Annotated in this window: 7 protein-coding genes, 1 rRNA gene and 1 pseudogene; 7 read left to right on the forward strand and 2 right to left on the reverse strand. The window is 70.7% G+C overall.

The window, feature by feature from the left end; translation table 11 throughout:
* Nucleotides 1-25 precede the first annotated feature (25 nt).
* A complete protein-coding gene (locus ACIHEI_RS09220) occupies nucleotides 26-514 on the forward strand; it encodes a universal stress protein (RefSeq protein WP_396606181.1) in 489 nt (162 codons plus the stop codon).
* 90 nt (nucleotides 515-604) lie between these two features.
* Nucleotides 605-1,300, forward strand: a complete 696-nt coding sequence (locus tag ACIHEI_RS09225; RefSeq protein ID WP_396606182.1) for a DsbA family oxidoreductase — start codon at nucleotides 605-607, stop codon at nucleotides 1,298-1,300.
* Nucleotides 1,301-1,331: 31 nt separating this feature from the next.
* Here ACIHEI_RS09225 and ACIHEI_RS09230 read toward each other — a convergent pair whose 3' ends face one another.
* Complete coding sequence (locus ACIHEI_RS09230) at nucleotides 1,332-3,305, reverse strand: sigma-70 family RNA polymerase sigma factor (RefSeq protein WP_396606183.1); 1,974 nt, start codon at nucleotides 3,303-3,305, stop codon at nucleotides 1,332-1,334.
* Nucleotides 3,306-3,611: 306 nt separating this feature from the next.
* On the reverse strand, nucleotides 3,612-4,430 hold the full coding sequence (locus ACIHEI_RS09235) for a TetR/AcrR family transcriptional regulator (RefSeq protein WP_396606184.1): 819 nt from the start codon (nucleotides 4,428-4,430) through the stop codon (nucleotides 3,612-3,614).
* Between the two features lie 578 nt (nucleotides 4,431-5,008).
* Between ACIHEI_RS09235 and ACIHEI_RS09240 the strand changes: the two genes are divergently transcribed.
* From ACIHEI_RS09240 to ACIHEI_RS09260, 5 genes and pseudogenes are all read left to right on the forward strand, one after another.
* Complete coding sequence (locus ACIHEI_RS09240; protein ID WP_396606185.1) at nucleotides 5,009-5,431, forward strand: hypothetical protein; 423 nt, start codon at nucleotides 5,009-5,011, stop codon at nucleotides 5,429-5,431.
* A 157-nt stretch (nucleotides 5,432-5,588) separates the two neighbouring features.
* A complete protein-coding gene (locus ACIHEI_RS09245; RefSeq protein WP_396606186.1) occupies nucleotides 5,589-6,152 on the forward strand; it encodes a hypothetical protein in 564 nt (187 codons plus the stop codon).
* Between the two features lie 250 nt (nucleotides 6,153-6,402).
* A complete protein-coding gene (locus tag ACIHEI_RS09250) occupies nucleotides 6,403-7,692 on the forward strand; it encodes an NAD(P)/FAD-dependent oxidoreductase (RefSeq protein ID WP_387866878.1) in 1,290 nt (429 codons plus the stop codon).
* A gap of 252 nt (nucleotides 7,693-7,944) precedes the next feature.
* Nucleotides 7,945-9,162, forward strand: a pseudogene (locus ACIHEI_RS09255) (PP2C family protein-serine/threonine phosphatase); the annotation flags it as partial.
* 561 nt (nucleotides 9,163-9,723) lie between these two features.
* Nucleotides 9,724-10,829: ribosomal RNA gene (locus tag ACIHEI_RS09260) — 16S ribosomal RNA — on the forward strand; the annotation flags it as partial.

Genomic DNA, 10,829 nt, shown 5'->3' on the forward strand with positions numbered 1-10,829 from the left:
CGGTCCGCCGGATAGCTTCGGGGCCATGACCCTCCCCGTCAGCACCGAGGCCCCGCCGCCCGGCGCCGCGATCCTCAACGCCTGCGACGGCTCCGACGCCTCGCTCTGGGCGCTCGACCGGGCGATGACCGAGGCCGAGGCGCACCACCTGCCGCTGCACGTGCTCGCCGTGGTCAACCCCTCGCCCACCGGCTGGGCGCCGGGCATGGCCGACCTGGTCCAGGAGAGCGTCCAGCGCCTCACCGCGAGCATGTCGGACGGCCTGCGCCGCGCCGTCGACACCGTCCAGGCCGCCCGCCCCCGCCCGTACGCCGGGCCGCTCACCCTGCACGTGCTGCTCGGCAACGTGGTGGACGTGCTGCTCCGGGCCGCGGACGGGCGGCACACCCTGGTGCTCGGCACCCGCGGCAACGGCGGCTTCTCCCGGCTGCTGCTCGGTTCGGTCAGCACCGCCGCCGTGCACCACGCCGGCTGCCCCGTGCTGGTGGTCCCGGCGCCCGCCGAGGACGCCTGACCAGGAATGACCGCCGGTGGTTGAGCGTTCATCTTCCTGTTGGAGGCCACCCGGCCGCTGCGAACCACCCCGACAGGAGCCAGCCCCGCCATGAAGGTCGAAATCTACTCGGACATCGCCTGCCCCTGGTGCTACGTCGGCAAGCGGCGCTTCGAGCAGGCACTCGAGCGCTTCGAGGGCAAGGACGGCGTCGAGGTGGTCTACCGCCCCTACCAGCTCGTCCCCGACGCCCCCGAGCAGGCCCGCCCGCACCGCGAATGGCTCGCCGAGCGCTACGGGCCGCAGTCCCTCGCCATGGACGCCCGGATCACCGAGGTCGGCAAGACCCTCGGCATCGACTACGACTTCGACGCCGCGCTCGAGGTCAACACCCTCCGCGCCCACCGCCTGCTGCACCTCGCCGAGACCGAGTACGGCTCCGCCGTGCAGGCCGCCCTCAAGGAGCGCCTGCTGAAGGCGCACTTCTCCGAGGGCGTGAACGTCGGCGACGTCGAGGCGCTGGCCGGCCTCGCCGCCGAGACCGGCATCGACCGCGAGCGCGCCGCCGCCTACCTGGCCGGCGACGAGGGCGAGGCCGAGACGCTCGCGCAGCTCGCCGAGGCCCGCGCCATCGGCGTCACCGCCGTCCCCACCTTCGTCTTCGAGGGCCAGTGGGCCGTCCAGGGCGGCCAGGAGGCCGACACCTTCCTCCAGGTGCTGCGCCAGGTCGAGGCCGAGACCTCCCGGCAGCTCACCCCGATCGTCCCGGACGGGGAGACCTGCGCGGACGGCAGCTGCCAGATCTGAGGCCCGGCCGGGGCCGCCCTGCTGCCGGCCGTCAGCAGCTGAGACTGGCCTGCGCCCAGTCCGCCAGGTCGATCACCGGGACGGAACCGCGGGCCGTGGTCACCACCAGCCGGATCGAGGACTGGCCGGCCAGTTCGGCGTGCACCGCGACCGGATCGTCGTTCGCGGACAACTCGCCGGAACTCCACAGCACTTCACCGTTGTCGCCCTGCACCGCGAAGATCACCCGCCCGTAGGTCACCCCGAAGTCGTCCAGCCCGGCGACGGCGTCGAACGACCGGCAGCTGCGGTTCAGGTCGATGGTCACCCGGGACGGCACCTGGACCGCCAGCACGTGCCGGTAGAAGTCGCCCTGCATCCACGCCCCGGACCGCTGCATGGCGGACCCGGCGCCGCGGATGGTCGGGGTGCCCGGGGTGCGGTGTCCGCGGTTCAGCGGCAGCTCGTCCAGCCAGAACCGGCTGACCGCGCTGGTGCTCGGACTCGGCGAGGGGCTCGGGGGCGGGCTCGACGGCGCCTGGACCGGCGGCTCCGGGCTCGGCGCCGGGGACTGCGGGGCGGACGGCTCCGGTCTCGGCGACTGCGAAGGCGTCGAACCGGTCTTCGGCGTCGGACTCGGGATCTGCGACGGCGACTGGGACGACGACGGTGATGACGGCGACGACGTCGGTGCGGCGGGCGTCGGCTTCGGCGCGGCCGCCTGCGGCACCGGCGTCGGGGCGTCCGGCACCGCGCTGATCGGCGGCGGCGCGGCCACCGGCGGTGTCGGCTCCGGCGAACCGGTGAGCGCGTACGCGGCGACGGCCACCGCCACCATGGCGATGCCCGCGGCGATCCCGGCCTTCGCGGCCGTGCCGAGCCCCTGCCCGGCCGCCGCAGTCGCCCCGCCACCACCGGACGACCCGCCCGCCGCCGTACCGCCGCCCGCCGCGGCCGCACCGCCGGCGACCGCGCCCGTGACGGCGGCCCCGGCACCGGCCGCGGCCACCGCGGCCGTGAACCAGCCGGCGCCGACCCAGAGCAGCGCGCCCCCGGGCAGCACCGCCCGCAGACTGTGGTTGATGTCGGCCAGCTCCAGGTACGCGGCCGTGCAGCGGGTGCAGTCCTGAACGTGCTTGCCGACCTCCGCCGACGCCCGCTTGCGCAGCGAGCCGCGGGCGTACGCGCCCAGCCGGTTCGCGTACCCGGCGCAGCCCGACTCCTGACTGCCCGACACGTGCGCCTGCAGGAACGCGGCGGCCAGCCGGTCCCGGGCCCGGTGGGCCTGCACGGCCGTCGCGTTGGCGGTCTTGCCGAGCATCACCGCCACCGTTTTCGGGGACTCCCGCTCGACCTCGGTGTGCCAGAGCACCACCCGGTCGTCCTCCGGGAGTTCGGCGTACGCCCGCATCACCATGCGCTGATCGGCCAGCGCCAGCGCCCAGGCGTCCGCGCCCGGGTCGGCCAGGTCGAACTCGATGGTGGCGGCGGACGCCTCGGCGAACGTCGAGAAATCGTCCACCAGTTGCTCGCGCCGGTCCGAACGCGTCCAGGCCGCCGCGACGTTGCGCACCGCCGTCAGCAGGTAGGCGCGGACCGCGAACTCCGGCCCCTTGCCCGCCTTCAACGCCTGCAGGGTGCGGGCGAACACCTCGCCCGCGAGGTCCTCGGCGGTGAAACTGTCCCGGCAGCACGTCCGGGCGTAGCGGCGCACCGCGTCCGCGTGCCGGCGGTAGATCTCCTCGTACGCGGCGTCGTCGCCGGCCCGCACCCGGGCGGTCAACTCGGCGTCCGAGGCCGGGCGTTCACCGTCCACCGGATCGGCCGGCGGGGGCACCGCGGCGCGCACCGCGAACTCCTCGGTGATGAACGCCTCCGGGCTGACCCCGCCCTGCCCGGCGGGGGCCTGGCCCGGCACCCGGCCGGTCAACGACTCCCGGGCGGGGCTGCCCGCCTGGTCCGGGACCTGCGCGGCACCCAGCCCGAAACCGAACTCCCCGCCCTCGCCCTGCTCCTCGGGATTCACCTGGCACCGCCCGCCCGCACGGCGCGCGACCCGGGCCGCCCCTCGAACTCGACGGCGGGCACGGTACGCAACGGGACAATGGCTCCAACCACGGGCAAAGCATGGCATGGTGCAGCGACCACCGGTAGCCGCCCGGTGCCGCACCCACTCTTCCGTGCCGCCGCTCGCCGAAGTGTTCGGAGATCGACGGCGCAAGCACCGCGCGTACCCCGACAGTTCCGCGCGCCGCCCGCGCCGGGCGGCGCCCCGTCACTCGAACGATGCGTCACCGGCCCCGCCGCCGATTCCACGGCCCCCGGTGCCGGTTCAGGCCGCGCGCAGACCCTGCAACAGGAGCTGGAGCAGCCGGCCCCCGGCACCACCCTCACCGCCGTCCCCGGCCTCGAACGCCGCCGACGCGTGCACCGGCACCGCCGCCGTCAGCACCAGCACCACATCGGACACCGTCACCCCCGGCCGCAACTCGCCCGCCGCACCCGCCCGGGCCACCAGCGCCGCCAGCAACTGCAGCAGCAGCCGCGGATCCGCACTCGACTCACCCTCGGCCACTCCGCCGAACGCCCGCAGCTCGGCACCGCGCTGCTCCGGCACCCGGCCGATCTCCTCGGCATAGCGGAACGCCTCCGGCGGCAGCAGCCGGCCCGCACCCGAGGACGCAGCCCGCTGCAGGAACCCGGCCAGCGCGTCCCACGGACCGTTCAACCCGCCGTGCAGCGACTCCCGGGCCTGCGCCGTCAGCCACGACACCTCCTCGGCGGCGATCCGCTGGACCAGCACCTCCTTGCTGGGGAAACGCCGGTACACCGTGCCGACACCAACCCCGGCCCGGCGCGCGACCTCCTCCATCGGCGCCCCGTACCCGAGCTCGCCGAACACCTCACGGGCAGCCCGCAGCACACTCTCCAGGTTCCGCCGGGCATCCACCCGCAGGCGCGAACCTGCACCCCGCGGCTCGCCCGGACGCTCACCCGGACGCTCACCCGGACGCTCGCCCAGGCGCTCACTCGGCGGGAACGCGTACTGCTCCCGCGCACCCGGCCCGCGCTGCTCCGGCACCACATCCACCGCGGTCCTCCCGAACGCGCCACTTGGCGACCGCTCGGCCAACTGTTCCTGCTCCGACATGCCAACCTCCCCCGAGGCACCCCGTCCCGGGCACCCGAACGGTCACTGCGCCCCCTGGTGTGCGCTGCCGACACCGGTCGGTCCGACGTCCGCGCACTACCTTCCCCGGATGGCTCCCGGGCAGTCGCACCGACGCCACCGGGCTCGCAGGTACATGGACCGGCACCATCGGCGGTCCGAACCACAATCCGACCATAGTTCAAGGAAGTTCGCCGCAGAAGTGGACCACCCGCCACCCCGAACGGCCCGATCTCGCCCCCACTCCGGACAAATCCCCCCAGCGTCGCCCATCGGCCCACGTGAGGCCCATCACATCCGGTCGGCGACACCCCTCTGCCCCGACTTGCCCTCCTTTGCCAGGTCTTGATGATCCATCAGCGCCCTCGAATCGCACCCGCCCCAGCTCCGAGCCGGTCGAACGTACACGTTTCCGCCCGCCGAACGACCGTTCCTCGCTAGCGTGATCAACGCACTCGCACAACAACCACACAAATTTGCCGACCACATGGGGGGTCATGATGCGGCAAGCAGAACCCGGGGGAATCGGGGGAAACGGATTCACCGTTTCCCCCGACGAGTTGGAACAGTCCGGCCGGACGGCCCAACAGGCCGCCAGTGAACTCAACTCCTGCACCGACGAATGGAAGCGGCTGCTCGACAACCTCTCCCGGGAGACGGACTCCCAGGGCGACAAGCTGATCCGCACCGCCGCCAACTACCGCAAGGGCGAACAGGACGCCACCAGAAGCGTGGGCGCCGTCGAAGCCCAGGCCCCCTCCGCGCGCGCCCCGCGCGGCGTCCCGACCGTGCCCGCAGGCACCGGCACCGGGGGCCCGGCCCGGGCGACACCGCGGCAGGAGGAGATGCTCCGCAACACGTTCGACGAACCGCGGCTCATCGGCGGTCCGGCCCGGGCGCACTCATCTTTGGAGCGGCCACGGGCTGGGGGATCGGACACACCGTCGATCCGCACCACCTGTGGTTCGGCCAGGACCCTGTGAGCGAGGGCTTCGGAGCCAACCGCTTCGATGTCGCCGACGGGCCCATGCTCAGCTTCGACTCGCACTCCAACTACTGGGACGATCCCAGCGCTTCGCTGGACAACATGGCCGACATCGTTTCCGGACGTACGGACCACGTCAAAAGGCAGGGACAGCGGTGAAGACTCGCCTCCTCGGCGCGGCCCTCGTCGCGGCCCTGTTGCTCGGACTACTCGTCACCGGCTGCTCGACAGCCCGTGACGACAAGCCGGTGATCGCGCTCGACGCGGCCAGATCGTCCATCGACACCCTGCTGGACGGGTCCGCGAAAGCCATCAACCCAGCGGTGGGCTACGAGGACGACTCGTACACCGTCCGGGAACACTCCGACTGGGCTCACCAGTCGGACGGTAAGGCCAGTCTGTCGAAGAGACGTGTCTTGAACCCCCGGATCGCGGACGGGAAGGCCGATACCCTGCTCGGCCAACTCATGGAGCACTGGAAGGCCCAGGGCTACACCGTCACCCGCGACGACACCGCCCGTCGGGTAGGGGCCACCATGCCGGACGGCGCTCGGATCTTTGTGACGATCGAACCGCAGGGGAACACCCACCTCGATGCCACGGTCGATCCAGTGAAGGACCCCGGAACCTTCACTCTGTTCAACGACGAGCAGACCCCTCGTCCATCCTCTGCCGCAACTCCCGCCGGCCGGCAGGACGACCCGTACTGGTCGCACTGACCCTCGCCCAACCCCCGTGCCGCCCCCGCCAGTTGCTCGGTCGGGGCGGTACGGCGCGTTTCGGGGCCGCTTTCCGGACCGGATTCGGGCCGATCCGGCCCGGAGTGTGGACAAGAACCCTCCGGTGGGTGCGTCATAGGGGGAACGTGAAACGGGTCACAGCCCGAGGGCCGGCCGGAGGTGCCCCATTCGGATCCTGATCATCGGCGGCGGCTGCGCCGGACTGAGCACCGCGCTGCGCCTCCAACAGTTGCTGCGACCGCAGTTGAGGGACCGCCGGATCGACATCACGATCGTCGAACCGCAGCCGTACCTCACCTTCCAGCCGCTGCTGGCCGAGGTCGCCGCCGGCTCCATCGACCCCCGCCACGTGGTCGTCCCGCTGCGCACCGCGCTGCCCGACTGCCGGGTGCTCACGGCCCGCGTCACCAGGATCGACCACGCCGTCCGCACCGCCTGGGTGGATGCGGCGCCGCGCGGCGAGCTCCGGCTGCCCACGGAAGTTCCGTACGACGTCCTGGTGATGGCCCCGGGCGCGGTCTCCCGCACCGCCCCCGTGCCCGGCCTCGCCGACCACGGCATGGGCTTCGCGACTGTCGGCGAGGCGGTCGCGCTGCGCAACCACGTCCTGGAGCAGCTCGACCTGGCCTCCTCCACCCGCGACCCGGCACTCCGGCAGGCTGCCCTCACTTTTGTCTTTGTCGGCGCGGGCTACGCGGGCGTCGGGGCCCTGGCCGAATTGGAGGACATGGCCCGCACCGCCACCAAGGGCTTCCACAACCTCACCCCGGAGGACCTGCGCTGGGTACTGGTCGAGGCCAGGGACCGCATTCTCAATGAGGAGATCCCGGAACTCGCCACCCACACCCTCGCCGAACTCCGCGAACGCAATATCGACATCCGGCTCTCCACCACCCTGGAATCCGCCGTCGATCAGGTCATGGTGCTCTCCGACGGCGGGCGCTTCGCCGCCCGCACCCTGGTGTGGACGGCCGGCATTCGTCCCGCCCCGGTGCTCGCCCTCACCGACCTCCCGCTCGACCACGCGGGCCGGATCACCTGCCTGCCCACCCTCCGGATCGCCAACCCCGACGGCACCGCCCTGACCGGCGCCTGGGCGGCCGGTGACTGCGCCGCCGTCCCCGACCAGGCCGGCCAGACCTGCGCCCCCAACGCCCAGCACGCCCTCGCCCAGGCCAAACTCCTCGCCGAAAACCTCGCCGCCGAGCTCGCCGGTCAGCCCCTCACCGACTACCGCCCGGGCGACCCCGCCTGCTCCACCTCGCTCGGCCTGCGCCGGGCCGTCGCCCACACCCGACGCGGTGCCCGCCTCACCGGCCGCCGCGCCTGGTGGCTGCACCGCGCCCGCCAGCTGCGCCGCCTGCCCAGTCGGGAGCGCCGGATCAGGGTCCTGATGGACTGGCTGTTCGGCGGCCTGTTCCCCCGCGAGGTGGTCGCGCTCGGCGCCATCGAGCATCCCCGTGCCGAGTTCGAGTCCGGTTTCACCACCGGCCCCGGTACGTCCGGCCCCGGCAGCTGACAGATCCCATCACCCGCGCTACGGCCCGCACGGAAGCACACCCCGGCGCACGCCCGCCGGAACGCGCCGCATCGGGGGCTCGACTTCCGGAATCACCCCGGAGCCTGACAGGATCGACCCCGCCCACCCATCACGCCTTGTGCTGATGTACGCACGCAAGGTGATGATCACACCGCAATCGACCCACAGAGCAGGCACACCCCACATCAGTTCCCCCCAAGTCCCCCAGTTCCCCCGAGGAAGCGGCCGACGTTGAACCTCATGCGCTGGAGCGCCCGGCTCACCGGAGCCGCCAGGCGGACGCCCCCCACCACCGCGGACGAACCCGTCACCGTCCCCGGCCAGCGCGACCGCGCCGCCTCCGGCCCCGACCTCCGCGACCCCGAACAGCTCTACGACCTCCGCGACGTCCTGCACCGCCTGCCCGCCCCCGTCGCCCTCACCCACGGCCCGCAGCACTCGCTCGGCTACGCCAACCGCGCCTACCGCGACCTGTTCGGCCCCCGCACCCCCGGCCGTCCCGCCGCCGAAGCCCTCCCCGAACTCACCGCGCTCGGCGTGCTCCCCTTGCTCGACCAGGTTCTGCGCAGCGGCCGCCCCCGCAGCGTCAAGGCCCGGTGCATCCTCGGCCTCGGCGGCAACCGCTACTACAACATCGCCTGCGTCCCGCTCGGCCCCGACGAACACAGCACCCCCGCCGGCGTCCTGATCTTCGCCACCGAAGTCACCGACCAGGTCCAGGCCGCCGGCCGCCTCCGCGACGCCGAACGCCGCCAACGCGAAGCCGCCGTCACCCTCCAGCACAGCCTGCTCCCGCAGAAACTCGAACAGCCCGCCGACCTCCACGTCGCCGCCACTTACCAACCCGGCGGAGCCGAAGCAGCCGTCGGCGGCGACTGGTACGACGTCATCGGCCTCGGCGGCGGACGCACCGCCCTCGTCATCGGCGACGTCATGGGCCGCGGTCTGCGCGCCGCCGCCGTCATGGGCCAGCTCCGCACCGCCGTCCGCGCCTACGCCCGCCTCGACCTCCCGCCGCACGAAGTAATGACCCTGCTCGACGGCCTCGCCATGGAGATCGACGCCAACCAGATCGCCACCTGTACCTACGCCGTCTGGGACCCAGCCACCACCACACTCGTCTACGCCTCCGCCGGCCACCTCCCCCTCCTCCTCCGCGCCCCCGACGGCACAGTCCTGCGCGGCGAGGAACAGAACGGCCCGCCCCTCGGCACCGGCGGCGCCGGCCACCTCTCCCACACCCTCCGCCTGCTCCCCGGCACCACCGGCGTCCTCTACACCGACGGCCTGGTCGAACGCCGCGACCAGGACATCGACCAGGGCATCGACCACCTCGCCCACACCCTCACCGGTCCCGTCGCCACCCCCGACATCGTCTGCTCCCGCCTCCTGCGCGCCCTCGGTGTCTCGGCGGAACACGACGACGACGTCGCCGTCCTGGTCTTCCAGGTGGCACTTCCCGGCACCACTTGATGCCGGGTCCGAAGGTGTGTAGAGTTCTCCGAGTTGCCTGACAGGGAGCACCGAGCACGCGTCTGCGTGGACGGTCCCGGGGCGGCCAATCCCTGAGAACCACCAAGTTGATCCGTAGCGGGTCGCGTCCTTTTCGCGTCTCCGTTCGTATTTGCTGTGCGCGATTTCGGAGATTGCGGCGGATTCGCTTTTCGGAGCGGTGATCGGCTAGAGTTTGAAACGTCGGAACGGCCGCGAGGCCGGGAAGACAAACAGCAAGTCGGATCGAAACTCCGGAAAACGGAGCGGAAAACATCTGATAAGCTGAGAACACGAAAGAACGAAGCGCCCGGAGGGCCTGCTGGAAGGCAGACCGAAGGAAGTGTCCGTTCCTTGAGAACTCAACAGCGTGCCAAAAGTCAACGCCAGATATGTTGACATCCCCGGCCAGCCGGTATCGGTTGGTTGGAGATTCCTTTATGAAGTAACACTAGCGAGGACGCAGTGCGCAGGACCGCCCTATTCCGGTGGTTGCTGTGCCGCTCTTTCGTGGAAGCATTCACGGAGAGTTTGATCCTGGCTCAGGACGAACGCTGGCGGCGTGCTTAACACATGCAAGTCGAACGGTGAAGCCCTTCGGGGTGGATCAGTGGCGAACGGGTGAGTAACACGTGGGAAATCTGCCCTGCACTCTGGGACAAGCCTTGGAAACGAGGTCTAATACCGGATATGACCTGCTCCTGCATGGGAGTGGGTGGAAAGCTCCGGCGGTGCAGGATGATCCCGCGGCCTATCAGCTTGTTGGTGGGGTAATGGCCTACCAAGGCGACGACGGGTAGCCGGCCTGAGAGGGCGACCGGCCACACTGGGACTGAGACACGGCCCAGACTCCTACGGGAGGCAGCAGTGGGGAATATTGCACAATGGGCGAAAGCCTGATGCAGCGACGCCGCGTGAGGGATGACGGCCTTCGGGTTGTAAACCTCTTTCAGCAGGGAAGAAGCGCAAGTGACGGTACCTGCAGAAGAAGCACCGGCTAACTACGTGCCAGCAGCCGCGGTAATACGTAGGGTGCGAGCGTTGTCCGGAATTATTGGGCGTAAAGAGCTCGTAGGCGGCCTGTCGCGTCGGATGTGAAAGCCCGGGGCTTAACCCCGGGTCTGCATTCGATACGGGCAGGCTAGAGTGTGGTAGGGGAGATCGGAATTCCTGGTGTAGCGGTGAAATGCGCAGATATCAGGAGGAACACCGGTGGCGAAGGCGGATCTCTGGGCCATTACTGACGCTGAGGAGCGAAAGCGTGGGGAGCGAACAGGATTAGATACCCTGGTAGTCCACGCCGTAAACGTTGGGAACTAGGTGTTGGCGACATTCCACGTCGTCGGTGCCGCAGCTAACGCATTAAGTTCCCCGCCTGGGGAGTACGGCCGCAAGGCTAAAACTCAAAGGAATTGACGGGGGCCCGCACAAGCAGCGGAGCATGTGGCTTAATTCGACGCAACGCGAAGAACCTTACCAAGGCTTGACATACACCGGAAACTGGTAGAGATATCAGCCCCCTTGTGGTCGGTGTACAGGTGGTGCATGGTTGTCGTCAGCTCGTGTCGTGAGATGTTGGGTTAAGTCCCGCAACGAGCGCAACCCTTGTTCTGTGTTGCCAGCGA

Origin of the sequence: Kitasatospora sp. NPDC051984 (genome assembly GCF_044593455.1) — a bacterium.
Classification (GTDB): Bacteria; Actinomycetota; Actinomycetes; order Streptomycetales; family Streptomycetaceae; genus Kitasatospora.

Excerpts from the sequence above, each read along its gene's own strand:
- ACIHEI_RS09220 (WP_396606181.1), top strand. The coding sequence starts at position 26 with ATGACCCTCCCCGTCAGCACCGAGGCCCCGCCGCCCGGCGCCGCGATC.
- ACIHEI_RS09225 (WP_396606182.1), top strand. The coding sequence starts at position 605 with ATGAAGGTCGAAATCTACTCGGACATCGCCTGCCCCTGGTGCTACGTC.
- ACIHEI_RS09235 (WP_396606184.1), bottom strand. The coding sequence starts at position 4,430 with ATGTCGGAGCAGGAACAGTTGGCCGAGCGGTCGCCAAGTGGCGCGTTC.